We start from the raw sequence: 23,945 nt of genomic DNA on the forward strand, positions 1-23,945 counted from the left end.
AACGATATCCTCCTGAAGAATATTTTTTAGTTATAAAAGTTAGAAAGCAGGAATAAGGTATGAATGGTTTTGAGAAGAGGACACAAGAGAAGAAAAATCAAGTTCTAGAAGCAACTTTTCGCTTGATAAATACCGATGCCGGCATAGAAAATGTGACGATAGATGAAATTGCCAAACACTCCAATGTCGGCAAAACGACGATTTTTAAGTATTTTGGAAGCAAAGAAAACCTGATCCATGAGGTTTTTAAAAGTTTTTTAACTCAAATGGGGGAAACGGCCCAAAAAATCATGGCCGAAAATAAACCTTTCGAAGAAACCATCATTGCTATGAGTCAGAATAAAATCAAATATCTGGAAAAAGTCAACAAACAGTTTTATTTGGACTTAATGGATTATTTTACGAAGAGGGACGATGACGGATTATCACTGATGATGCAGCAATACGTCAAGGAAAGCTATAGTCTTATGTTGGATTTGTTCCACCGTGGGCGTAAAGAAGGGAAGGTTGACTTGAAATATTCGGATGAATTTCTTCTGATTTATTTCCAGGCCCTGGTTGAGGGAATTTCCAGCCCGCATATCTACCAGAAGATTCTCCCTTATACCGCCCAATGGGCAGAATTACTGATAAAGGGGATTGCGCCAAGCCAATAAGACATAACCTTTTACAAGCGCGGAACTCCCAGGCCATGTCTCAGAAATCAATACGGAAATAAGGAGGCACCCTTGATGCATGATGCATCTTGGCGTGCTTCTTTTGTCTTGCGAAAAAAGTTCCTTTTTACCCGATCAGAACTTTTTCTTCGGGGTAACGGATTTTTGCTTCCTTTTTCCTTTGGATTAACGCAAATACGAGTGTCAGCGGACCCAGCCTGCCCGGAATTGCTTCGCAATTGATATTGAATCCCAAGATTCGGCAGATGAAATTTATGAACGATACCGGTAGCTGGAACACTGATCCGGCCTACCCAGATGGGTATTTTATTGGGTTGGATTACCTGTCTGAAAGCGGAAGCAAATGGTCGCTGGATATTTGGTTCGTTGACGATCCTGAGAAACAACCTGATCTGCGGCATATTCGTACGTTGCCCGGTCGTCTTCATGAAGATGCGGTTCTCTCTATCCTGCGGATCAAAACCGTCTGGGCATCGAGAGCCGAGTATGGTAAACAGGTGAAAAGCTTTGATATCTATACGGCTGTATTAGATCATAAAGTGAGCACACCCGCTGAATTTGAACAATGGCTGCAAAACCGCAACAACAATATATCACCTTGAGTGCTTTTGAAGGGGGAAGCCTGATGCCGGATTTTTCAACTTTACTGGCATATGTTATCGTTGTCATTCTTCTATTTTTAATTCCAGGACCAGCCGTTCTTCTTACCATTACTCGTACTGTTCAAAACGGGCGAAAAGGAGGCATTATGGCAGGGCTTGGCATCGCAATCGGGGATTTTCTTCACACCTTATTTGCTACTGTCGGGCTTTCCACTATACTGATGACCTCTGCTCTAGCTTTCAATATGGTTAAATATGCAGGAGCGGTATACTTACTCTATTTAGGAGTTCGCGAAATGATGAGAAAGCCATCAAATCCGAAACTTCCAAAGGTTAAATCGGGAGGAGCTTTAAAGTCATTCTTTTCGGCAACTGTTGCAGAAGTTCTTAATCCTAAGACAGCGTTGTTTTTTCTGGCGTTTTTGCCTCAATTTGTTCATCACGAACGAGGTCAAGCTGCCACGCAGTTTTTGATCCTTGGTGTCGTCTTTGTGATTTTAAGTGCATTGTATACAACCTCAATTGTACTAGGTATCTCTGCACTTGGAAAACTGGTTAAAGAGAGGACATGGATAAGCCGGTTAAGCCGCCTAAGCGGCAAAATCGTCGGAACAATCTATATCGGACTAGGCCTAAAGGTTGCATTCCAAAGACAGTAATGATGCAATAACGTCAAGATTGAAGGCCGCCCTTTAGTGATATCGTCAAGTAGACGGTGGAATAAAACAAAATGTCTAAACAGCCTTAGCTCGAGCTACCCGTCGGGCTAAGGCTGTTTTAGTCTAGCATACTTCTCTCATCTTTGAGAAAGGCACATCACGTGCGGCAGGATCGAGGGCGACGCAAGGCTGCCCGGATAGACAGAGCGCCCTTTGGGGGCGTTCTCTTTTTTACGTAGCTTCTCACCATTTTTCCATAAAAATATATCTATAAAATATATTTACTTATTATATTATTTTGATATAATGAAAATCGATCAAACGATTAAGGAGGAAATATAAGATGTTCAAAAGCGGCAATGTGACTGTAATGGTAGCGGATATGAAAAAGGCGGTGAAATTTTACACCGAAACCTTGGGATTGGAGCTGCAGCACGGTGACGGGCATTTTGCGCAAATCGCGGCACCTGGATTGACGATCGGTCTCCTGCATCTTGCCGGAGAACAAGGTTCCCTTCCGGAAAAATCGGGCAGCATGTCTATAGGGTTTGAGGTGGCGGACATGGAGTCAGCTATCGAAACGCTGAAAACCAGCGGCGTTCCATTCCACGATTCCGTGGAAGGCAAGGCGGCCAATGTCGTGCATTTCAACGATCCTGAAGGCAATACCCTTTACTTGGTTTGCAATCGTTAAACCAAAGGGCGGCATAAAGAAAATGGAAGGAGGCGTTTTCCGCATGGCCTCGAAAACCAACGTCAACATGGTTGTCGCCGGACTGCTGGCGGCGATGTTTATTGGCGCTTTGGATGCGACCGTCGTCGCCACCGCTACCCCGCATATGATCAGGGATTTGCACGGCGAGACGCTGTTCAGTTGGGTGTTTGCGGTTTATACGTTGACTACCTGCGTGGCGACCCCCATTTTCGGCAAGCTCGCCGATTTATTCGGGCGCAAACCCGTGTTCGCCGCGGGCATCAGTTTATTCATGCTCGGTTCCATCTTGTGCGGAGCCGCACAATCGATGACGGGGCTCATTTGGTTCAGGGCTTTGCAAGGATTTGGTGCCGGGGCGCTTGCGCCCGTGTGCTTTACCGTCATCGGCGATTTGTTCTCGGGCAAGCAGCGCGGCAAAATGATGGGTATCTTTTCGTCCGTTTGGTCCGTGGCTGGCCTTCTCGGCCCGCTTATCGGAGGTTACTTCGTCGATCAAGTTTCCTGGCGATGGATCTTCTACATCAACTTGCCGATCGGCATCATCGCCCTGCTGCTGGTCGTCGTATTTTTGCACCAGCCGATCGAACGTCAGGCGAAAAAAATCGATTACCTCGGCGCAATTATGTTTACCATTACTTTCTCCGCACTGTTGTATGCGCTGCTGAGCGGCGGGTCCCGGCATTCCTGGGATTCCCCGGTGATCGTGGGGCTGTTCGCGGCATCGGCCGTATGTTTTATGTTGTTCCTCTGGATTGAAAAACGGGCGGAGGAACCGATGATCCCGTTATCGATTTTCCGTATCCGCGTATTGAACGTCACCAATATCAGCGGTTTTCTGACGTTCAGCATTACGACGGGGTTGACGGTGTACTCGCCGATCTGGATTCAATCCGTGCTAGACAGTTCCGCGACAAGCTCGGGACTGATCGCTATGCCGATGTCGCTGGCCTGGCCGCTCGCCTCCAACATCGCCGGCCGGCTCATGTACCGGGTCGGGGTGAAGGCATCGATCGTATTCGGCTCTTCGCTGGTCATGGCAGGCTCCCTCTGGCTGATTGCGATTCAGATGAACTCGCCCTATGTATTTTGGATCGGTATCCTCGTGCTAATCGGACTGGGAATGGGGTTCATTGCGACGCCCTCCACCGTTGTCGTGCAATCGGTCGTCGGCTGGGAAAAACGCGGCGTCGCCAACGCTTCCAGCATGCTGGCCCGTGCGCTGGGCCAAACGGTCGGCATCGCGGTATTCGGCACGATTTACAACCAGTATGTAACCATAATTGGCTCCAAAACGGAGCTGACTGCCGGAATGCATGCCGTTTTTCTGTTCATGTTGGGGATCGCGATTGCGAACCTGCTCGCCGTATTGTTCCTGCCGAAACACCGCCAAGTGATGGCGCAGCAGCATTCAGCGTAACGGCAGGATAACAAAGCGAAATACCGGAACCGGCCGCAAATGGATGCAGCCTGGAAAAGCCGCGACCTGCGGCTTTTCTGTTTTTACAGGCATCCGTATGTTATACTGTTGTTTGCATAAAAGCAGTAAAACCTACAAGGGGGCCTTTCGTTTGTACGAATTATTCATACTAGGCGAATTGATGAATAACCCGATGCACGGCTACTTGCTGCATCAGATTTTGAACGGGATCGTTGGTCCTACGCGAAAAGTCAGCTGGGGGGCGATTTATCCGCTGATCCACGGCATGCTTGCGGACGGTTTGATCGAACAGGTTCCTGATGAGCAACCGGAGGGTGCCAAACAAGGAAGAGGAAAAAAAATAAAGACCTATAAACTTACGGACGAAGGCAGAATACGTTTTTTCCGGTTGATGGAAGAACCGATTCCATATTCGCCGGATTACGAGCTTCATTTTTATACGAAACTGAAAAATTTTGAACTGATCAGCAAAGAATTGCAGTTTTTAATTTTGCATCAATACAAAGATTACCTGCGTTATGAAATCCGTCACGAGGAAGAACGGTTGGAATACGCTGGCAAAGACGAACGGATTCCCGGCGGGGAGCAGAAATATATTCAGATCTTCTTCCGGCATCGGTTGGAAAAGCTTCGATTTGATGAAACGTGGGTTATGCAGTTAATCGAGAGCCATCGCGTGGATGGACAAGGGCTTGAGCGGGTGTGAAATTGAAAGGCTTAAGGAGTAGCAGATCATTAATAGGATGGGGGGCGAGCTAAAAAGGCTGACCCCTTTGTTGAAACAAATGACGCGAAAGGGCGAAAATATCCTATTTTGATTTACTTGGCAATCCATGACTTGCACTGAAAGCAAAGGAGTGGGTTATTTGAGATCGGACATATATAATTGGGTGCCTATCTCCATACCGGAAATTCATGATATCTTCTCTGAAATACCGATTCATTGGTGCATTGCCGGCGGTTGGGCACTGGATTTACATCTTGGTAAACAAACAAGGAAGCATAGCGATGTAGACATTGCGATTACAAGGGAGCAGCACCTGCTTGCATATCAATATTTAAATCAGGATTGGGTTTTATATAAAGCAGAAGAAGGCAAACTTACTCTTTGGCAAGACCAGGAATACTTGCATACAACAAATGATATATGGGTTAGCAGAAGTAAAGATGCCCCGTTTGTTTTTCAATTGATGCTATTGAATACAGAGGGGACCACGTGGAAATACAATCGAAATCACTTGATAACAAGACCGGTCGATGAGTTGTTTCTAAAAACAAAGGAAGAAATACCTTACATGAGACCCGAGATTCAGCTTCTTTATAAAGGAGGGGCTTCTCAAGTAAGAGAAAAAGATTATCTGGATTTTCAAACCGTACTGCCAAGTCTTTCACCTAAAGAAAAAGCATGGCTGAAATCCTCACTAAACCTTCAATATCCGGAAGGACACGATTGGATTTCTGCTTTAAAATAGTTTCTTCAGACGAGGGCAATTGAAATCCCGCGGAAAGTTGCCGTACTCCTTGCATCATCCGGTTATGGATTTTACCTTGTCCAAAATTTCGCAGGTGGTTAAAAAGATGGGTGATTTTAGTAGAGTGAAGGAGTAAACGCCGTTCCGGAACTCAGGATGAAGGTAAGAACCGCCGATGTGGTATTATCCCCTCATGGTAGACAACGAAAAAAAGACATCTGGTAAGATGTACTTAAACGTTGGATACCGGAGGGGATTTTTTGTGGGGAAAACAGGCCGTAATAATAATAGCTATCCTGAAGAGTTGAAAATGCAGTCCGCAAACTGGTACTGATGGGAATATAGCAAGAAGCCTTTCGTAAAGGACGACCGAAAACAAAGTTCGCCAGCGTAGAAAAAGAAATGGAGTACTTGAAGGCGGAAATTGAGTACTAAAAAAAGCGGTATCCAAATCTACTCGGGGAGTGACGAGCAAAACGAGTCGGTGTGAAATTATTGAAGAGATGGGGATGTATCAACTTTATTTGGTTGGTTTTTCTCACTAATTATGACAACACACAAGGGCCATGAGTGTTGAGAAATTAAAAATCGGAGAATATGGTGGTACTTATCTAAAGACTTGATTTGCAGCGGTAAATTAGTACAATGGTTTTATGACTACTCAAAAAATAATAAATGATGAGCTCAGAGTCAAAATATTTAAGGCGTTAGCTGATGAAACAAGATTGGACATCATTCGAGCTTTATACATCAGCAAGAATGAGATGAATTGTGGAGAGGTCGGACACATTCGCGATACTACGAAATCAAATACGTCGTATCACTTGCGTACTTTAAAGGAGGCGAAATTGATCAAGGTACGAAAAGAAGCTCAAGCGAAGTATATGAGCATCGATTTGGAGACATTTCAAACTTACTTACCCGGATTTCTGGATACGTTGTAGAAAGAAATTCTCTTTTTTTATTTATTAGTTCAATGATCATTGAACAATAGAACTAACTATAGAGGGTGAATAGAATGATCCAATTAACTACTTTATTTTTCCTCATCATGTTTGTTATCGGTACAGATACGTTTTTGATTTCTCCGCTCATCCCCACGCTTCAGAACTTATTTCATATCCCAACGGAATATTCCGGTTGGATGGTTGGGGCTTATGCTTTAGGTTATGCCATTTTCGCATTAATCGCTGGACCGCTTTCCGATGGATGGGATCGCAAAAAAGTAATGCTTTTTGGCATGGTCTGCTTCTCGGTTTCAACCATATTATGCGGCTTTGCCACAAGTTTTTGGTCGATGTTCGTATTCCGTTTTTTAGCTGGAGTCAGCGCAGCATTTACGGCGCCTCAAGTCTGGGCATCGATTCCTGCTCTGTTTCCAACACCAAAAATAGCCAAAGTATCAGGAATCGTCATGGCAGGCTTAGCTGCTTCCCAAGCGTTCGGCATCCCTATTGGAAGTCTGCTTGCCTCAACCCATTGGTATTATCCTTTCTTTACAATCGGTGCATGTGCACTATTGGTGGCGGTATTCATCTTCTATGCTTTGCCCGAAATGAAACCAAATCATGGCCCAAAAACCAAGACTCCGATTTTCAGTAGATACATCCCCTTATTGAACAGCCGAATGGCGAGAAGGGCTTTCCTCGCTCACTTCTTATTTCAGTGTGGATTCTTTGCCGCCTTTTCTTTCATTGGAAAATGGGTGACAGATCGTTTTCATCTTTCAATTGACCAAGCGGGGTACGTGATGTTTTTTCTTGGTCTCGGGAATATAGTCGGAAGCTTCGGCGGTGCCTATGTGATCAAAACGTTTAACCGTTTCAATACGCTAGTTGTGGGCTTTCTTGTCTCTATCGTATGTTTTATTGTTTTGCCTCACTTGTCATCGGTTGCGGCTTTCGAAAGTGTTTACTTTTTCATATTCGTTAACATGGGGATCGCTTTTCCCCTCATATTGGGAATGTTGAATTCATTAAATCCAACCATCCGCGGCACGACTTCCAGCTTGGCCAATTCAATCATGTATGCTGCGACAACGCTCGGGTCTTGGATCGCTGGCCTCATTTACGCGACTTTTAACGGTTTTTCCGCCGTTGGCATGTTTGCGGCTATATGCTTTGCCGGTTCCTTGTTATCTTTCATACTCAGCGGTATTTTGACCAGCCAAGCGAAAACAAAGAAGGAGATTGCATCATAAATGCAAGAAACTCATATGGATATTCTAAATTTTCCGAAATTTAACATCCTGAGTATATGTGAGAATGAGTTTGAATTTCTAATTCAAATGGTGACGAACTCTCCACCTTTGGCTTGCCCTCATTGTGGATGTATAGCCAACCTCTACAAACACGATAGCAGGGAACAGATTTGTATGGACTTGCCTCTTCACGGCAAGCGTGTAAGCCTTCTCATAAAGCGTCAGAGATATTGCTGTAGAGACTGCAATCGAACCTTTTGGGAACACTTAGACCACACCATAGACAAAAAGCGAAACTGCACCAAACGATTATTGTCTTATATAGAGACGCAAAGCATTGAACGTACGTTTGTTAGCATATCCGAGGATGTTGGATTGCATGAAAAAACAATACGCAACATCTTTGGAGATTACATCAACCGTCTTAGAGAAACGCATCGATATGAAACTCCCAATTGGCTTGGGATTGATGAAATTCACATCATTAAACCAAGATGCGTTTTAACCAACATTGAGGAATGTACTTTGTTGGATGTTTTGCCAAATCGTAATAAGGAAACCGTTGCAGATTACCTCTTAAGCCTTCCAAATAGAGGACAAATCCGATACGTCACTATGGATATGTGGCAACCGTATAAGGACGCCGTAAGGGCTGTATTGCCAAAAGCTCTTATCATCGTAGATAAATTTCACGTTGTCCGTATGGCAAACCAAGCGTTAGAAACCATTCGTAAGCAGATCCTTGAAGGATTATCGCCAAAAGAACGCCGCGGGCTGATGCCAGGCCGTTTTATCCTCTTAAAACGGGATATAGAGCTTACAGAGAAGGATCGGATTACGCTAGACCTTTGGAGAAAGAATCATCCGTCTCTCGTCACTGCTTATAACTTAAAGGAATTATATTTGGATATTTGGGAATGTGATAACAGACAAACGGCATTTCTTAAATACAACGAATGGAAAGCTAAAGTACCAACTGACCTGCAAACCGCTTTTGAACCACTGACAAAGGCTATGAAGAACTGGGAAGAAGAAATATTCGCTTATTTCGACCATCGCATTCCAGATGCTTATACGGAATCTCTAATTAGCCTTATTCGAGTCATTAATCGTTTAAGAAGGGGATACTCTTTTGAGGCCCTAAGCGCCAAGATACTCTTTACAGAGGGACTTAGAAAGCAATGCAAACCAAAGTACCAGAGGCGGATTGATAGCTACCATCTACGGGAGGGAAACTTTCCGATGTTTAATAAACCAGCTATTGAAGTTGTTCGTGAGCCAGAAGAAATAATCTTCCTTGGAATTGATTTTCCCACCTTAATCGATAAATTGGAGAAGGACGAATTATAAGGTCTCGAACCATTAATATAGAGCCTTACAACGAAACGATGGGCAAGTTAAAATTTACAATGAGGCAATGTGCTTATTCTTTTGCTCCATAGAGCCTTTCGTTAACTTACTTCTAAATTGAATAAACAGATAAATAGCACGAACAAAGAGATCAATAGCGATTGAAAGCCAAACTCCGGCAATTCCTAAATTGAAATGTATACTCAAGACATATACCCCAACAACCCTGATTAGCCACATTCCGATAGCTGTGCTGTACATGGGACTCTTGGTATCTCCCGCTCCTTGCAATGCGCCGGCTAGTACCAAACCTATAGCCAAAAAGGGCTGCGCAAAGGCATCGATGCGTAGAGCGGTTGTTACCATACGTATTGCATTGGTTTCATCGGTAAACCAAGTCGCCGCCACAGGAGAGAAAACAAAAAGGAGAATACCCACGAAGGACATAAATATAACGGCAATACCTGTTGTTAAAAGCCCGAATTGGTAAGCATCCTCTCGTCGATTTGCCCCCAAATATTGCCCTACCAAGGTAGTGGCCGCAACAGCCAAGCCATATCCGGGCATGTAAGAGAAGATTTCAATATTTCCAGCAATCGTATGTGCTGCATACACTTCAGTTCCTACACGAACGATGAGTCCGAAATATAGCACTTGTCCAAAGCGCATAATTAATCGTTCTGCAACTGCCGGTACAGAAAGCTGTAACAAAGGAAGTGTATGATGACCAGCACTCATTTTTAGAGGAAAAGAAAGCTTGGATTTACGGATATACATAAACAATACAACGGAGCCAACTAAACGAACCAGAACGGTAGCCCATGCAGCCCCAGCAATCCCCATCCCTGGCAACCCTGCCAAACCAAAAATTAAAATGTAATCGAGTATTACATGGAGCAGGTTAATCCATAGTCCAACTTTCATTGGCGTTTTCGTATCGCCTGCAGCTCTTAAGATACTTCCAAAAATGGTCATAAGGGATATGAAAATGGAAGGAACAGCGACGATGCGGAAGTAAACAACTCCACTGGCCAACACATACGGCTCGGCACCCATGATCTGCAGTAAAGGTTGGGCAAAGAAAAACGTAATGACCCCAAAAATAATACCCAGTATGGCGGAAATAAAGCTCGATTGTCTAGCAATGGCCTTTGCTTTATCTAAATCACCTGCACCAACACTTTTGGCGATCAGTGATGAGGTGCCGATACCCATGGCTAAAAATACAGCAAGATAGACAGCTAAAATAGCATTGGTTACGCCAACCGCAGTAACCTCGTTTAATCCCAGTTTCGATACAAATAGTGTATCAACAAAACCAACGATCGTTTGCAATAGATTTTCAATCATTGCAGGTAAACCTAAGGACAAGATGATCTTAATTTTCTCCCTATTGCTCGCGTCTTTAATTTCAATTCCTTTGGACACAATTATCTACCCCCCCTTTATGGAAACTAATGAATGCTTTCATGAGGCACCCGGTGGTATGATCTACGCTTGATTATATCCCCCTAGGGGGGATGCAATCAAGCGTAAATTCCCTGTAGATAATCTACAGGGAATTTTTACGGGAATAATTTTTTCAGAGGATATTGGCAATCTCAGGGGAGTATTAACTTCCTTTTATAAAATGAAATTCATTTAGTGTCTGCCTTTTGTTTTATGTTCATTTGTCTTACTTATTCGCGATGGGGGGAGTAAGTCTAAGCGTTATTCCTGATTTGATGAAGCGGTATACCATGGTGGCCACAATTAGAGTAAACATTAAATTGTCTTGGGGATAGAATGATAGTCCGGACAATCCCTTCTTGCTATTCGTGTATTATCTAATAAAGTGATCCAGCGCTTTATTGAGGTCGCGCAGAACTTCCTCTTCATTTCCATGGTATGCGGCTTCAATCACGCAGGTTTCTAGGTGATCTTTCAAAACCACCTTTGCTGTGCTTTCCAATGCTTTTCGAACAGCTGCGATTTGCAGTAAAATCTCGGAACAATCACGTTCATTTGAAGCCATTTCTTTGATTGATCGAACATGTCCCTCGATCCGAGCAAGCCGATTAACGACGGCCTTCATATTTTTATGCGTATGAGAATGTGTATGCGTAACAATGTGAGTATGCTCCCCACCATTACCATGATCATGTTCAGTCATGTCCCAACCCCCTTCTGCAAATTATAACCCCCATAGGGGGATGACAGCAATAATCGGGGGGTATAAGCTCACGTTTACGATGGGAAACCTTCACAAGTTCTTCATAAGTTTTGGGTAGAATGTTTGGGAGATGAGGATTCAATCCAAATAGAAATATGCAAAGGTGTGTGACAAACTGTGAAAAAAGTATTCATTTTTATTAGCCTTGCAGCAATCCTGGTGCTAAGTGCGTGTGGAAACAAGGATAACGCAAACAATAATACGAACATGGACATGGGCAGCGACCATTCAAATATGGGGGATATGGGCAGCATGAATCATTCCGGTTCTGGTGAGGTTCCTGCAGGGTTAAAAGAAGCTCAAAATCCCACCTACAAAGTTGGAGATGAGGTTGTGATCCATGCCAAGCATATGGAGGGCATGGATGGAGCCAAGGCAAAAGTGGTCGGTGCCTACGACACGGTGGCTTATGCTGTAACTTATACTCCTACCACTGGAGGTGAACCCGTTCCCAATCACAAGTGGATTATCCAGGAGGAAATAAAGGATGCGGGTAGTGAGCCCTTGCAGCCAGGAACTAAGGTGACCATGGAGGCTGATCACATGGAAGGTATGAAAGGCGCAGAGGGCACCATTGACTCAGCTGAAAAAACAACGGTGTACATGGTTGACTACACGCCAACTACAGGAGGAAACCCCGTTAAGAATCATCAATGGGTAGTCGAAAGTGAGCTTTCTAAATAGAGTATTTTTTAGCAGGTGAGTGATGCTGCGTGGCACAAGACGGCGAGTTCCTTGTTCCTTATGTACGTTACATGACTGATACTGTAAATATTGGATATAGGCAGCGTTATGACGTGTTATCGACAAGCTCAATGAAGATCATGGTTCGACTGTGTACTGACGGATAAATTAACCGATCTGGCAATGCCAGATCGGTTTTTTGTTTGGCGTCTATATGATGATTTGCCTTAGTTTTTTTGTTGCTCGGAATCAATCCTTTACAAAATTGTTATTTTTTCTTGCTTAACATGTTCCGTTACCAAGATAAGTACCTCGATTTCGGGAATAGTAATCGACAAACTTTACTCAGCTTCGCTGAAACTTCCATAAAATTCAACAAATATCAGTAAAATAGTTACGATTAACGGGAATCTATTAATTAGCCATTGACAAAAAAACTGATTATATACTACATTATGTAGGGTTACATTTTTTTAATCATTATTGCCGAATTTCTTGATACTGAAAACGGGGGAACCATTTTTGGGTGAAATATTCTCATTGAAGAATAGAGGGAACCTTCTACCGAACCCTTAGCTAACTCCGTAGGCATCGGAAGGAGAACTACATAGTGAAGAAAGTAATACTGTCAATGTTAGGTGCGGCCATTGTTTTTTCAGCAAGTGCAACCAGTTCCTTTGCCAGCTCCGTTAAACTCGAAAGTGAGGTGGATAAGGTCGTAGGCACTCCTTATCAGTGGGGCGGCACATCAGTGGCTGGTTTTGACTGTTCCGGCTTTATTTTATACATATTCGATAAATTCAATTTAGATTTACCCCGCACATCTAAAACACAGGCTCAAGCCGGAACTCCAGTAGATCGTGAAAACCTTAGAGCAGGAGACCTGGTATTCTTTAATACGGACGGTACGGGAATATCCCACGCGGGTATTTATATCGGCAATAATGAGTTTGCACACTCTTCAAGCAGTAAAGGCGTTACCATTAGCAAATTATCGGATTCATATTATAAAAATCGGTATGTTACAGCACGCCGCGTCGTGAGTCAACAAAGTTACCTGAAAATGATCAGTGAAATTTGATCTAGTCGGGATAATCTACCTAAAACAAAAATGAAAGCACCGGCTGAAGTCAGCCGGTGCGTTTTGTTGTTTATTCAGGGACGTTGTTCACATTGGGATCAGGCGTATAATTATTTTGATAATCATCATACATCACATCAGTTACCATTCCAGCGGAGGCGTGGTGTAAATCGTGGCAATGGAACATCCATTCACCGGGGTTGTCAGCTTCAAAAGCAACTTCATACGTTTCGCCAGGTTTGACGTTCAGCGTGTCTTTCATGATCGGAGATCCTTGAACTGGCTTGCCATTCTTGCTCAAGACTTGGAAGAAATGGCCGTGCAGGTGCATCGGGTGATCGTCCATTCTGGATTGATTTACAAAGGTCACCTTTACCTTATCTCCTTTTTTTACTTTGATTGTATCCGTGTCCGGAAAAACCTTTCCATTGATCGTGTAAACCATATCTCCATTTCTCATCTCGGTATTTAGATTCATCGTCACGTCTTCATCAAAGCTTTGATCCAAAGAAAATGCGGTTGCAGACATGGTTCCGTACTTCTCCAAATCAAAATCGGGGAGTTCTTCGAAGGCATCGGAAGGGTCGGGCTTCGCATTAGAACCTTCGTATTGAATCATGGCTCTCATATTTTGTGCTCGATTATCCTTTGCGTGTTCTTCCAGCAACCAATTTCCGGGATGATCTGCGGTAAATTCAATGTCATATCGTTCTCCGGGAGCAATCGAGACGAATTGATCCTTGATCACAGCCGGGTCATTCACGGGCTGCCCGTCGGATGCAACAACCTTAAAGGAATGACCGTGTAAATGCATCCGGTGCGTGATGTAGCCGGCGTTAATCAACCGAAGTTTTACTTTTTCACCCTCTTTAACGGTAAGCTTATCGATCGCATCACCTGTTTTTCCGTTGATCGTATAAAGGTCATACATACTCATATCATGTCCTGCCATATTCATCCCATCGTTATCCATGTCCATATCTCCAGAACTCATCCATTCATCGAGCACAAGGGTGTAATCGCGGTCAGCGGTATCTTGGGGGTCTTCGACTACAAGAGAACCATACAAGCCTTTGTCCACTTGATTCACACTGTCTTGATGTGAATGGTACCAATAAGTACCCGGTACGGTGGCTTTAAATTCATAGGTGAAGGTTTTTCCGGGTTCAACAGCATCTTGTGTGACTCCAGGAATTCCGTCCATGTTGTTTGGAACCGGATAGCCGTGCCAATGGATGGAGACAGGCTGCTTGAGTTGATTTTTCAAGTTTACTTTGACTGTATCTCCAACCTTAACCCGGATTTGTGGACCGGGAACCGAGTTATTAAATGTCCATACGGGAATGGTTTTTCCCTTCTCCACTTCGAGATTACTTTCCTGTGCGGTTATGGTGAACTCTTTACCATCCACAACAGGTGTTGCTGTTGTCAGTTTTGCGGATGTAGCGGATTCACTGGAGTTGGAAGTGGGGGTTGAACCCATACTCATTTTTGAATGATCCATGCCGTTCATATTGCTTACTTTCGAGCAGCCTGCCGCAAAAACGGCCACCGAGCTAGCGAGGATTATTGTTCTTAATATCGCTGCTTTCATTTGAAGAACCCCTTTCTAATTCTTTTGATGTAAGCCTCATTCATCATAAAATAAACATGTATAGAAATGATGAAGATGGCTGGGGTAGTATAACTTTAGGCTTGAATATTATACTATAGGGGGGTATACTAATAACAAATCGAGAGGAGGAGTCGAAATTGAAAACCATTACTTTAAACGTAAACGGAATGAGCTGTCAACACTGCGTGAATTCCATTGAAGGAGCTCTTAAGCAAATAGGGGCCGGGGGGAAGGTTAACTTGTCCAATGCTTCTGTTGAAGTTCAATTCGATGAGACCAAACTTACGGAAAGCAAAATTAAAGAGACTATCGAGGACCAGGGTTATGATGTTGTTTAAGAGTGAACCCTTAATATAAGACATTGATGTCGTCAAAATGAAAAAAATCGGGAAGAAGCATAACAGGTCATTTCGTTGTGAGAAATGACCTGTTTGATTATATGGTCTTGCAGAGAACGGAAGTTGAGGTGTAGGAAAAAAAAATCCGCCTATACGTTTGGAGGGAATTCATGCGTAGAATTTTAGTTGTTGAAGACGAGGAGAAAATCAGGGAAGTCATCGTCGCTTATTTAAGAAAGGAAGGGTTTGAAGCGCACGAAGCGTCTGGAGGGGAGAGTGCATGGAGTGAATTAGCCAATCAACCTTTTGATTTGGTTTTATTGGATCTTATGCTTCCCGATATGAACGGAGAGGAATTATGCCAGAAGATTCGAACAGCTTACCCCACACCAATTATTATGCTGACAGCTAAATCGTCCGTTTCACATCGTATTCATGGGTTGTCTGTTGGGGCAGACGATTATATGGTGAAGCCTTTCGATCCTCAAGAACTCATAGCCAGAATTCGCACTGTACTGCGGCGAACTAATCAGCAAGAACTTCTGGCCGATCGATTAGAATATGGCGAAGGACGTCTGATGATTGATAGCCATGCCAAACAGGTTTTCGTTCAACATAAACCCATCAGTTTAACCCCATCCGAATATAAATTGCTTCTAGTTATGGCGAGAAACTCGGAGCGTACGTTTTCCCGGGAAGAATTGATTGAACTCGTTATGGGCTTTGAATTTGATGGAGACTCGCGCATTATTGATCAGCATGTCAAAAATTTGCGTCAAAAAATAGAGGAGGACCCCAAGAACCCCTTATTCATCCGGACTGTTTTTGGTGCAGGATACCGCTTTAATGGGGGGAGTTTATGAAACGTACATTATCCTTTCGCTTAAGCACGGTTCTGATTTTATATACCGGCTTTATTTTGGTGATCGCTTCGATTGCTATGATCAATGCAACCCACTACCATTTTCAAATGTATGGACGCGAAATGTCCGAAGCGCAGCATTCAGCTGATTCACTGAATTCTCACTTGGAGCAAGCGATTATACAATCCATTGGCTTAACGATTGGGGGAGCTTTAATCGTCTCATTTGTGTTAAGTGTGTATATCGCCAAACGGATTTCGTCGCCATTAATCAGCATGAAAAATCTTACATTAATCATGGCCCGAGGAAAACGGGATGTCCGTCTCCCGTTGAAGAGTTTGCCCAGAGATGAACTGGAGGAGCTGGCCGCTTCCATCAATCACTTAGCTGAACAGCTGGAGCAGCAAGAAAAATTGAGAATCGCTATGACCGAAAATATTGCACATGAGTTGCGGACACCCTTAACCACATTGAATAGTTACCTCGCGGCTATTCAAGACGGAATATGGGAGCCTACTCCGGAACGGATCCAGTCCAGCCGTGAAGAAATTCACCGTTTGATTCAGCTGGTGCATGATTTGGAAGAGCTTCAAATCGTTAATTCCATCGATTTTCAATTCATGCTTGAGCAAGTCTCCTTAAAGAAGTCTATGGATCAAGTCATGGACCTCATGCGTCCTTCATTTCAACAAAAGGGAGTTAACCTGGAGAAAAAAGATATACCCAATGTTTGCGTAATTGCCGATGAAAGCCGGCTTATTCAAATCTGGACAAACCTGTTGTCTAATGCATTGAAATATACACCTGAAGGCGGTACCGTTGAAGTCAAGGGTACCGTCCGGTTAGGTGTGGTCCAAATTACCGTCTCAGATAATGGCATAGGAATTCCATCAGCGGATCTTCCACATATCTTTGAGCGTTTTTATCGGGTAGATAAATCACGCAGCCGTAAAATGGGTGGCGGTGGGCTTGGATTAGCCATTACCAAAACGTTGGTAGAGCGCCACGGTGGGCAGATATGGGCTGAAAGTGATCATGGTGCACAATTTTACGTACAATTACCGATACAAAGGTGAGGATTATAATGGCTGCAATCCTGACGCTCCTACGGGGGCGTTTTTTATTTTGATAGGAGCCAACTAATAACCCAACATTCGCTGTTTATTTCAAAAAAATAAATCGCTTGACAATATAGGGTAGGGGGCTATACTATATTCACATCAAGCCCGGTAATTTATGGTATTTCACCTCGTTCATCTGACGGCCGTCACGAGCGTGAAAGGGATGAAGGACCGGTTTTATTTCTCTAAAGGAGGATGATAGAAATGACAACTCAGTCTCAAGGTCTTTCCCAGGCTGATCCGAGGCGCTGGATGGCACTCGCATTGTTATGCCTTGCGAATTTTATGGTGATTATGGATACATCAATTATCGGGGTAGCTTTGCCCGCCATTAAAGAAGCGCTGGGGTATTCCCAGGAAAGCTTACAGTGGGTGTTTAATGCATACGTTATTTTCTTTGGCGGCTTTTTATTGCTGGGGGGCCGGTTGTCTGATCTGTTTGGACAAAAACGCATGTTCATGTGGGGTTTTCTTATTCTAACTGCAGCTTCGTTACTTGCAGGGCTAGCATGGAACGACACCGTACTCAACATCGGCCGAGCGCTCCAAGGCTTTGGGTCTGCACTCATTGCACCGTCCGCGTTAACGATCGTTATGATGTTATTTAGCGGAAATCCCAAGGAATTAGGGAAGGCGTTGGGATTCTGGGGGGCATCCGCTGCTGCAGGAGGTTCCGCGGGGGTGTTTCTTGGCGGTGTCATTACCGAATGGCTAAGCTGGGAATGGACATTTCTGATCAACGTCCCTGTCGGAATTCTTGCCCTCATATTGTCTCCCGGACTTTTAGCAAAAGGAACACGCAGAAAAGGTAGCATTGATATCGTAGGATCCGTATTGGTTACGGCGGCATTAGTTTTAATTGTGTATGGGATTGTCACCGCAGAACATAACGGATGGGGAGCACCTACAACGATATGGACACTGATCTTAGGTTTAGCTCTATTTATCCTCTTCCTCATTGTTCAGGCGGTCAAAAAGGAACCCCTTGTACCTCTTCGAATTTTTAAGGCACCGAATCTAGCAGCAGGTAATATCGCTCTGTTAATGTTATCAGGGGGATGGATCCCGCTTTGGTACTTCCTCAATCTATACATGCAGCAGGTTTTGAAATTTTCAGCTTTTACCGGCGGTGTTGCGCTGCTGCCGATGACCATTGTCATCGCCATTTTCATGATTGCGATAACGGGCAAGCTCATCGCCAAGATTGGCGTAAAAGCGAATATCGTAATAGGTTTGACTGCCTTAGGAGGTTCGATGATCCTGTTCTCCACGAACACGCCTGTAGACGGAACTTTCTTAGCGAATGTGCTGCCGGCTTCACTTTTAGGTGCGCTCGGGATGTCTCTGGCTTATATTCCTTCCATGATGTCTGCCATGAACGGAGCTAAACCTGAGGAAGCAGGGCTTGCATCAGGGCTTGCCAATACCAGCTACCAGATTGGTTCAGCGATCAGCTTGGCGATTATGGTTGCCATTGCTGCAACAACGACCTCGGCACAAGCAGGTGGTGATCCAACGGCAGCTCTGAACAGTGGATTTCAAGCTGCATTCTTGTGGTCGGGTATCGTTGCATTCATTGGCGCATTATTGGCATTGATCTTCATTCGTTCACCAAAAAAGGTTGGCTCCGACATCTCTAAATCGATGTAATCTTTTTAACTTCAGTCACCTTGTGGCTGAAGTTTTTTGACTCCGGCTAATTTTAGGTGATTTGGCGGCAGAGACATTAATGGGTGTTACCAACTTGACTTTATAGGGGTGGGGGGTATATATTGAGTACAAGAGATTAATCATGACGTGATATATGAAGTAAACCAATACGTTAGTAAGGATTTTTATACAGGAATGGAGGCAGGGACAATGAGTGTTGAACTGGAAACGGTAGAAAGTACTTTAGCAGAAAATGCAGGGTGCTGCTCAAGTGAGGAACCGGGTCGGAAGAGCCATCATTCCGAAAAAGAAAAAAACAATATGATATCCAGGTTGAACCGAATAGAGGGGCAGATCCGGGGGATCAAAGGATTGATCGAAAAAGACACTTACTGCGATGATGTTTTAAACCAGATTGCTTCGGTGCAATCGGCCTTAAATGGGGTAGGTAAGCTTTTACTTGAGCATCACATGAAGAGCTGTGTTATCGATCGGATCCAAGAAGGTGACACTGAGGTTTTAGATGAGCTATTGAAAACCATGAATAAGTTAATGAAATAAAGACCTTTAAAAGGCAGCGATCACGCTGCTTTTTATTTTGAATCATCATATAGGGTACTGGGGTACACAAAAAATTTAGAAAAGTGTTGACTAATTATAGGGTAGGGGGGTATACTAATTTCAAGGAAGTTGTTGGAAAGCAAAATAAACACCTTAATATAACAACCCATGAAAAAGTAATATCATGCAAGTTTTAAACTGTGAGAATGCATTTGCCATTATCCTTTAGGAGTGATGAACATGGAAGCCGTAGCCGGAAAAGAGAGCAAACAGACAACGCTGCAAATTACAGGAATGACTTGTGCTGCATGCGCCAACCGTATTGAAAAAGGACTGAATAAACTGGAAGGTGTTTCATCAGCCAACGTGAACTTTGCCTTGGAAAAAGCAAGTGTAACGTATGATCCAGGTAAGGTAGGCGTCGATAAGTTGGAGGAAACGATAAAAAAACTGGGGTATGATACGGCGAAAGAAGTCGTTGATTTTAACCTCGAAGGAATGACCTGTGCTGCGTGTGCTAACCGTATTGAAAAAGGCTTGAGCAAACTTCCCGGGGTTACTAACGCATCCGTCAACTTTGCGATGGAAACGGCAAGAGTTGAGTATTCGCCAGCTGATATTTCCGTTTCTGATATGCAGAATAAAGTCAAGCAGCTCGGTTATAAAGCGGTAACGAAGCAAGAGAACAAGAAAGCGGTCGACCACCGGAAACAAGAAATTAAGCATCAGAAACGATTGCTGCTTTTATCGGCAATCTTGTCCCTTCCGCTGCTGTGGAGTATGGTGGCACACTTTTCGTTCACCTCGTGGATCTACATGCCAGAAATTTTGATGAACCCGTGGTTTCAGCTCATTTTAGCAACACCGGTCCAATTTTATGTCGGAAAACAGTTCTATGTGGGGGCCTATAAGGCACTCCGAAACGGCAGCGCCAATATGGACGTGTTGGTATCGCTAGGGACTTCAGCTGCTTATTTCTACAGTCTGTACCTGACGATTGACTGGTTCACTGCCGGAGCGAACGCCCACCACGGTCCATCATTGTACTATGAAACAAGTGCGATCCTGATCACTTTAGTTATCATGGGTAAGCTGTTCGAATCGCTGGCCAAGGGCCGGACTTCCGAAGCCATCAAGTCCCTGATGGGACTCCAGGCGAAGACGGCATTGGTTGTACGCGATGGTCAGGAAATGACGATTCCGGTCGATGAAGTGATTGTCGGGGATATGGTTCTTGTACGGCCCGGAGACAAAGTTCCGGTTGATGGTGTGGTGCTCGAAGGAACATCCTCCGTGGATGAATCCATGCTAACCGGCGAAAGCTTACCCGTTGAAAAGAATGCCGGTGATGCCGTCATAGGAGCGACCATCAACAAAAATGGCATGCTCCGTATTAAAGCAACCAAAGTCGGCAAGGAAACTGCGCTGGCACAGATTATTAAAGTGGTTGAAGAAGCCCAAGGTTCCAAAGCCCCGATTCAGCGGGTGGCAGACGTGATCTCCGGTATTTTTGTTCCCATTGTGGTAGGTATTGCGGTGGTCGCTTTCCTGGTCTGGTATTTCTTGGTCACACCTGGCGAGTTTGCAGAGGCTTTGGAAAAAGCAATCGCCATCCTGGTTATTGCCTGCCCATGTGCGCTGGGGTTGGCAACTCCAACATCGATTATGGCCGGGTCGGGTCGTGCTGCAGAGCTCGGGATCTTGTTCAAAGGCGGAGAACACCTTGAACAGACTCATAAGATTGACGCCATAATCCTGGATAAAACAGGAACGGTAACGAAAGGTAAACCTGAACTTACGGATGTGCTTACAGAGATGGACGAAGTAGACTTCCTTAGATTCGTCGGCGCTGCGGAGAAAAATTCGGAACACCCTTTGGCCGAAGCGATTGTGACCGGCATTCAGGAGCGCAATATTTCCCTTCCTGGAACAGAAGCTTTTGAAGCTATTCCAGGCTACGGAATCCAGGCTGTCGTCGAAGGAAAAGAACTGCTGATCGGTACTAGAAGATTGATGGAAAAGTACGATGTAGATGCTATGCATGCCTACGAAACGATGTCTGGTCTCGAAGAAACGGGAAAAACAGCTATGCTCGTAGCGATCGATAAGCAATATGCCGGCATGGTTGCGGTGGCGGATACCATTAAAGAGACTTCTAAAGAAGCTGTTCAGCGCTTAAAAGGAATGGGCATTCAGGTGATCATGATCACGGGTGATAATGAGCGTACAGCCAAAGCGATCGCTGCCCAGGTTGGCATTGATCATGTACGTGCAGAAGTGTTGCCCGAAGGGAAAGCAGAAGAAGTTAAAGCCCTGCAGGCCCAAGGAAAAACCGTAGCCATGGTGGGTGATGGCATTAACGATGCTCCGGCATTAGCCACAGCCGATATAGGAATGGCTATTGGGACAGGAACGGATGTTGCCATGGAGGCGGCCGATGTGACCTTGATGCGTGGCGATCTGACGAGTATCCCGGACGCCATCTATATGAGCCGTAAAACGATGAGTAATATTCGCCAGAATTTATTCTGGGCGCTTGGTTATAACACTCTAGGCATTCCGATCGCAGCCATCGGTCTGCTGGCACCTTGGGTAGCAGGAGCAGCGATGGCTCTGAGCTCCGTATCCGTTGTACTGAACGCACTTCGGCTGCAGCGTGTAAAAGTACGCAGCTAACGATTGCAGCAGAAACGATAAAATAGCCAACAGCAAGCGAAAGGAGGTGAATAGGATGCAAGATGCAAACGTCAAAGTACATGGAATGAGCTGCCGTTCATGCATTAGTAAAATTGAAGGAACATTGAATTCCATCGGTGTGGAGGGAAAGGTTCATTTTGATCAAGGTACCGTTGAGGTCAAGTACGACGAATCAAAATTTACCCTGGGAGATATTAAGGATGTTATCCGGAGTAAAGGGTATGAGGTCGCTAATTAATATCAGGAAAAGGGAGTGAGAGTATGTCCGTAAACGTAAAAATCTACACGATCCCCACCTGCAGTGATTGCAATCATGCGAAGCGATACTTTAAAGAGCAAAACGTTCCTTATATAGAATATAACTGCGAAGAAAACCCTGAATATGCAGTAGAAGTTAAAAATCTTACGGGTAAACAAATTGTTCCGACCATCCTTATTGACGATAAAGTGTTCATTGGGTTTGCAGAAAATTTCAAAGAAATAAGTGCATTACTGGCATGAATAGGATTTGGAGGGTTCAAAGGGCTCTAACTTGCAGAATTTCAAGTTAGAGCCCTTTTACGTTGCAACTTGCTGGAGGTTGGTATTTCTGAAACAAGTTCGAGTCAGCCAAGAGGGGGATGAGCATCTGCTAAAATGTACAACGGATATTAGACCAAATGGGTTGCTAATTTTGGCTTGACTCGTAAAAAAATGATAATGGTACTGCTTCCGCTATAGCCTTATTCCCATCGTCATTGGGGTGGGTTTTGTCGCCTGAATCGTAAATATGGAGCATCTCAGTCGGCTCTCGTGGATCCGCCAATGTCCGATCCAAGTCGATGATTAGATCAGTTTGAGCGTTAGAACGGATCCATTGATTCACTTCTTGACGTACTTTTTCCCGCTCATCAGTAAAAAAATGTGATTTCCCAAAGGGGGTCACGGTACATATTGCTACCTTGAGATGCTGTTTCTTGGTTCGGTCGATCATTTCATTCAACCCTCTTATCAGTTGTTCCGAGGTAGCATCACCGAAAATATCATTGATGCCGCAATTAAAAATGATTCCCTTTAGACCTGGCTGGGTGAAACCTTCCCGCTCTAAACGATCAAGCATTCGTTCACCGGCATTTGCTAAACCAAGAGCTGCCCCTTCTTCAACATCTCTTGCATCTCTTAAAATCATGTTGCCGGTTAGTCCCGCATTTAGAATCGAGGGCAACGGCTGATCACTCACTTGACGGATTCGATTCAGCAATAAGTCTGGCCAACGTTGGTTAGCATTTAGACTGGAAGCATAGCCTTCTGTAATGGAGTCTCCCATCACAACAAAAACCCCAGGATCAACCCCTGAAGACATCACTTCTACATCTAATGCGGTTAACCAATAATACGAATGTGTCGTAGTATCAAATATATTGGCATCGTTCACCTTAGTTTGGTTTCCTTGCGCGATGTACGTGGAACGAGCAGGGGAAAAGTGCCAAGTTGAAACCTTTGTATAAACGGGCAAATAGAGACTAATGGTTAAGTCAGCGCTTGGATCAGCATGATACGAGATAGGATCACTATACAATTCTTTCCCAACCGGTATGACAACCTTGGATGACCCTTTAAATGTAACATTGCCAACATCTTGATCATCAAAATTTACATTCTTGCGGTGGCTTGATAGCGTGACACTGTCAAGTGTTAAGGGGTAAACTCCGTAACGATTAGAAAATTTAATACGCCATATCGATCCGTAATCATGAGGATGTATCACCATGCGTACAGTCTGGTTCTCGAATGAAGCATGGGAGAAAGCATGACCAAAAAACCGATCATCAAATTGGGTTTGACTCGCATACCATGATCTTTTCCATTGAGACATACTAAATACTCACCTTTCTTTTAGGATAGTATACCCCCCTTATCTATTCTTATATCATTTTAATTCCATACATGCAACGTAACTAGCCCGTAAGTGAGCAAGTGGATGGAACATTTCTATTTATTGGTTCTAGTCGAAATTGATGTATATAGGTG

At 44.2% G+C, this 23,945-nt stretch carries 24 protein-coding genes and 1 riboswitch; of the genes, 20 read left to right on the forward strand and 4 right to left on the reverse strand.

What is annotated here, in order from left to right; translation table 11 throughout:
• Positions 1 to 59 precede the first annotated feature (59 nt).
• From MKY74_RS13065 to MKY74_RS13115, 10 genes are all read left to right on the forward strand, one after another.
• Positions 60 to 656, forward strand: coding sequence for a TetR/AcrR family transcriptional regulator (locus MKY74_RS13065; protein ID WP_076169070.1), 597 nt, complete (start codon positions 60 to 62; stop codon positions 654 to 656).
• Between the two features lie 275 nt (positions 657 to 931).
• Positions 932 to 1,279, forward strand: a complete 348-nt coding sequence (locus tag MKY74_RS13075) for a hypothetical protein (protein WP_244169218.1) — start codon at positions 932 to 934, stop codon at positions 1,277 to 1,279.
• 23 nt (positions 1,280 to 1,302) lie between these two features.
• On the forward strand, positions 1,303 to 1,938 hold the full coding sequence (locus MKY74_RS13080; RefSeq protein WP_076169068.1) for a LysE family translocator: 636 nt from the start codon (positions 1,303 to 1,305) through the stop codon (positions 1,936 to 1,938).
• A gap of 343 nt (positions 1,939 to 2,281) precedes the next feature.
• Positions 2,282 to 2,632, forward strand: coding sequence for a VOC family protein (locus tag MKY74_RS13085; protein WP_076169066.1), 351 nt, complete (start codon positions 2,282 to 2,284; stop codon positions 2,630 to 2,632).
• 43 nt (positions 2,633 to 2,675) lie between these two features.
• The gene (locus MKY74_RS13090; protein ID WP_076169064.1) at positions 2,676 to 4,070 is read left to right on the forward strand and encodes an MDR family MFS transporter; all 1,395 of its coding nucleotides are present in this window, start codon (positions 2,676 to 2,678) and stop codon (positions 4,068 to 4,070) included.
• Between the two features lie 151 nt (positions 4,071 to 4,221).
• Positions 4,222 to 4,797, forward strand: coding sequence for a PadR family transcriptional regulator (locus MKY74_RS13095; protein WP_076169062.1), 576 nt, complete (start codon positions 4,222 to 4,224; stop codon positions 4,795 to 4,797).
• 160 nt (positions 4,798 to 4,957) lie between these two features.
• The gene (locus tag MKY74_RS13100; RefSeq protein ID WP_076169060.1) at positions 4,958 to 5,563 is read left to right on the forward strand and encodes a nucleotidyltransferase domain-containing protein; all 606 of its coding nucleotides are present in this window, start codon (positions 4,958 to 4,960) and stop codon (positions 5,561 to 5,563) included.
• A 653-nt stretch (positions 5,564 to 6,216) separates the two neighbouring features.
• Positions 6,217 to 6,507 carry an ArsR/SmtB family transcription factor gene (locus tag MKY74_RS13105; protein WP_076169058.1) on the forward strand — a complete coding sequence of 97 codons (291 nt, stop codon included), beginning with the start codon at positions 6,217 to 6,219 and terminating at the stop codon, positions 6,505 to 6,507.
• A 74-nt stretch (positions 6,508 to 6,581) separates the two neighbouring features.
• Positions 6,582 to 7,763: an MFS transporter gene (locus MKY74_RS13110; protein ID WP_076169056.1), complete on the forward strand. Its 1,182-nt coding sequence runs from the start codon at positions 6,582 to 6,584 to the stop codon at positions 7,761 to 7,763.
• Positions 7,764 to 7,778: 15 nt separating this feature from the next.
• Positions 7,779 to 9,113: an ISL3 family transposase gene (locus MKY74_RS13115; protein WP_076169608.1), complete on the forward strand. Its 1,335-nt coding sequence runs from the start codon at positions 7,779 to 7,781 to the stop codon at positions 9,111 to 9,113.
• Positions 9,114 to 9,167: 54 nt separating this feature from the next.
• On the opposite strand, the gene MKY74_RS13120 is transcribed toward MKY74_RS13115, so the two are convergent.
• Positions 9,168 to 10,541 (reverse strand): MATE family efflux transporter, encoded by a 1,374-nt coding sequence (locus tag MKY74_RS13120; RefSeq protein WP_341012276.1) that lies wholly within the window; start codon positions 10,539 to 10,541, stop codon positions 9,168 to 9,170.
• Between the two features lie 394 nt (positions 10,542 to 10,935).
• Positions 10,936 to 11,265 carry a metal-sensing transcriptional repressor gene (locus MKY74_RS13125; RefSeq protein ID WP_076169054.1) on the reverse strand — a complete coding sequence of 110 codons (330 nt, stop codon included), beginning with the start codon at positions 11,263 to 11,265 and terminating at the stop codon, positions 10,936 to 10,938.
• A gap of 177 nt (positions 11,266 to 11,442) precedes the next feature.
• Here MKY74_RS13125 and MKY74_RS13130 point away from each other — a divergent pair, with 177 nt between their 5' ends.
• Both MKY74_RS13130 and MKY74_RS13135 read left to right on the forward strand, forming a co-directional pair.
• Positions 11,443 to 12,009, forward strand: coding sequence for a YdhK family protein (locus tag MKY74_RS13130; RefSeq protein ID WP_076169052.1), 567 nt, complete (start codon positions 11,443 to 11,445; stop codon positions 12,007 to 12,009).
• 474 nt (positions 12,010 to 12,483) lie between these two features.
• A riboswitch (cyclic di-AMP (ydaO/yuaA leader) is annotated at positions 12,484 to 12,615 on the forward strand.
• 4 nt (positions 12,616 to 12,619) lie between these two features.
• The gene (locus tag MKY74_RS13135; RefSeq protein WP_076169050.1) at positions 12,620 to 13,090 is read left to right on the forward strand and encodes a C40 family peptidase; all 471 of its coding nucleotides are present in this window, start codon (positions 12,620 to 12,622) and stop codon (positions 13,088 to 13,090) included.
• Positions 13,091 to 13,160: 70 nt separating this feature from the next.
• Here MKY74_RS13135 and MKY74_RS13140 read toward each other — a convergent pair whose 3' ends face one another.
• Positions 13,161 to 14,684, reverse strand: coding sequence for a multicopper oxidase family protein (locus tag MKY74_RS13140; protein WP_076169047.1), 1,524 nt, complete (start codon positions 14,682 to 14,684; stop codon positions 13,161 to 13,163).
• A 158-nt stretch (positions 14,685 to 14,842) separates the two neighbouring features.
• Between MKY74_RS13140 and MKY74_RS13145 the strand changes: the two genes are divergently transcribed.
• The 8 genes from MKY74_RS13145 (at position 14,843) to MKY74_RS13180 (ending at position 22,436) form a co-directional block, all read left to right on the forward strand.
• Positions 14,843 to 15,043 carry a copper ion binding protein gene (locus MKY74_RS13145; protein ID WP_076169045.1) on the forward strand — a complete coding sequence of 67 codons (201 nt, stop codon included), beginning with the start codon at positions 14,843 to 14,845 and terminating at the stop codon, positions 15,041 to 15,043.
• Between the two features lie 170 nt (positions 15,044 to 15,213).
• The gene (locus MKY74_RS13150) at positions 15,214 to 15,906 is read left to right on the forward strand and encodes a response regulator transcription factor (protein ID WP_076169043.1); all 693 of its coding nucleotides are present in this window, start codon (positions 15,214 to 15,216) and stop codon (positions 15,904 to 15,906) included.
• Entirely contained in the window at positions 15,903 to 16,982 is a 1,080-nt protein-coding gene (locus MKY74_RS13155) for a sensor histidine kinase (protein ID WP_076169041.1), read from the forward strand. Before MKY74_RS13150 ends, MKY74_RS13155 begins: the two co-directional genes overlap by 4 nt.
• Positions 16,983 to 17,231: 249 nt before the next feature.
• Positions 17,232 to 18,677, forward strand: coding sequence for an MFS transporter (locus tag MKY74_RS13160; RefSeq protein ID WP_084203805.1), 1,446 nt, complete (start codon positions 17,232 to 17,234; stop codon positions 18,675 to 18,677).
• A gap of 210 nt (positions 18,678 to 18,887) precedes the next feature.
• The gene (locus tag MKY74_RS13165) at positions 18,888 to 19,238 is read left to right on the forward strand and encodes a metal-sensitive transcriptional regulator (protein ID WP_076169039.1); all 351 of its coding nucleotides are present in this window, start codon (positions 18,888 to 18,890) and stop codon (positions 19,236 to 19,238) included.
• 240 nt (positions 19,239 to 19,478) lie between these two features.
• Positions 19,479 to 21,914, forward strand: coding sequence for a heavy metal translocating P-type ATPase (locus tag MKY74_RS13170; protein WP_076169037.1), 2,436 nt, complete (start codon positions 19,479 to 19,481; stop codon positions 21,912 to 21,914).
• Positions 21,915 to 21,969: 55 nt separating this feature from the next.
• Entirely contained in the window at positions 21,970 to 22,173 is a 204-nt protein-coding gene (locus tag MKY74_RS13175; protein WP_076169034.1) for a heavy-metal-associated domain-containing protein, read from the forward strand.
• Between the two features lie 23 nt (positions 22,174 to 22,196).
• Complete coding sequence (locus MKY74_RS13180) at positions 22,197 to 22,436, forward strand: glutaredoxin family protein (RefSeq protein WP_076169032.1); 240 nt, start codon at positions 22,197 to 22,199, stop codon at positions 22,434 to 22,436.
• A 166-nt stretch (positions 22,437 to 22,602) separates the two neighbouring features.
• Here MKY74_RS13180 and MKY74_RS13185 read toward each other — a convergent pair whose 3' ends face one another.
• Entirely contained in the window at positions 22,603 to 23,790 is a 1,188-nt protein-coding gene (locus MKY74_RS13185; RefSeq protein ID WP_076169030.1) for a GDSL-type esterase/lipase family protein, read from the reverse strand.
• Between the last annotated feature and the right edge of the window lie 155 nt (positions 23,791 to 23,945).

Source organism: Paenibacillus sp. FSL R5-0378 (assembly GCF_038009285.1).
Taxonomy (GTDB): Bacteria; Bacillota; Bacilli; order Paenibacillales; family Paenibacillaceae; genus Paenibacillus_AQ; species Paenibacillus_AQ favisporus.

Bases quoted from the DNA above. Each gene is read 5' to 3' on its own strand.
- MKY74_RS13065 (WP_076169070.1), top strand. From the start codon at position 60: ATGAATGGTTTTGAGAAGAGGACACAAGAGAAGAAAAATCAAGTTCTA.
- MKY74_RS13075 (WP_244169218.1), top strand. From the start codon at position 932: ATGAACGATACCGGTAGCTGGAACACTGATCCGGCCTACCCAGATGGG.
- MKY74_RS13080 (WP_076169068.1), top strand. From the start codon at position 1,303: ATGCCGGATTTTTCAACTTTACTGGCATATGTTATCGTTGTCATTCTT.
- MKY74_RS13085 (WP_076169066.1), top strand. From the start codon at position 2,282: ATGTTCAAAAGCGGCAATGTGACTGTAATGGTAGCGGATATGAAAAAG.
- MKY74_RS13090 (WP_076169064.1), top strand. From the start codon at position 2,676: ATGGCCTCGAAAACCAACGTCAACATGGTTGTCGCCGGACTGCTGGCG.
- MKY74_RS13105 (WP_076169058.1), top strand. From the start codon at position 6,217: ATGACTACTCAAAAAATAATAAATGATGAGCTCAGAGTCAAAATATTT.
- MKY74_RS13110 (WP_076169056.1), top strand. From the start codon at position 6,582: ATGATCCAATTAACTACTTTATTTTTCCTCATCATGTTTGTTATCGGT.
- MKY74_RS13115 (WP_076169608.1), top strand. From the start codon at position 7,779: ATGGATATTCTAAATTTTCCGAAATTTAACATCCTGAGTATATGTGAG.
- MKY74_RS13125 (WP_076169054.1), bottom strand. From the start codon at position 11,265: ATGACTGAACATGATCATGGTAATGGTGGGGAGCATACTCACATTGTT.
- MKY74_RS13140 (WP_076169047.1), bottom strand. From the start codon at position 14,684: ATGAAAGCAGCGATATTAAGAACAATAATCCTCGCTAGCTCGGTGGCC.
- MKY74_RS13150 (WP_076169043.1), top strand. From the start codon at position 15,214: ATGCGTAGAATTTTAGTTGTTGAAGACGAGGAGAAAATCAGGGAAGTC.
- MKY74_RS13155 (WP_076169041.1), top strand. From the start codon at position 15,903: ATGAAACGTACATTATCCTTTCGCTTAAGCACGGTTCTGATTTTATAT.
- MKY74_RS13160 (WP_084203805.1), top strand. From the start codon at position 17,232: ATGACAACTCAGTCTCAAGGTCTTTCCCAGGCTGATCCGAGGCGCTGG.
- MKY74_RS13165 (WP_076169039.1), top strand. From the start codon at position 18,888: ATGAGTGTTGAACTGGAAACGGTAGAAAGTACTTTAGCAGAAAATGCA.
- MKY74_RS13170 (WP_076169037.1), top strand. From the start codon at position 19,479: ATGGAAGCCGTAGCCGGAAAAGAGAGCAAACAGACAACGCTGCAAATT.
- MKY74_RS13175 (WP_076169034.1), top strand. From the start codon at position 21,970: ATGCAAGATGCAAACGTCAAAGTACATGGAATGAGCTGCCGTTCATGC.
- MKY74_RS13180 (WP_076169032.1), top strand. From the start codon at position 22,197: ATGTCCGTAAACGTAAAAATCTACACGATCCCCACCTGCAGTGATTGC.
- MKY74_RS13185 (WP_076169030.1), bottom strand. From the start codon at position 23,790: ATGTCTCAATGGAAAAGATCATGGTATGCGAGTCAAACCCAATTTGAT.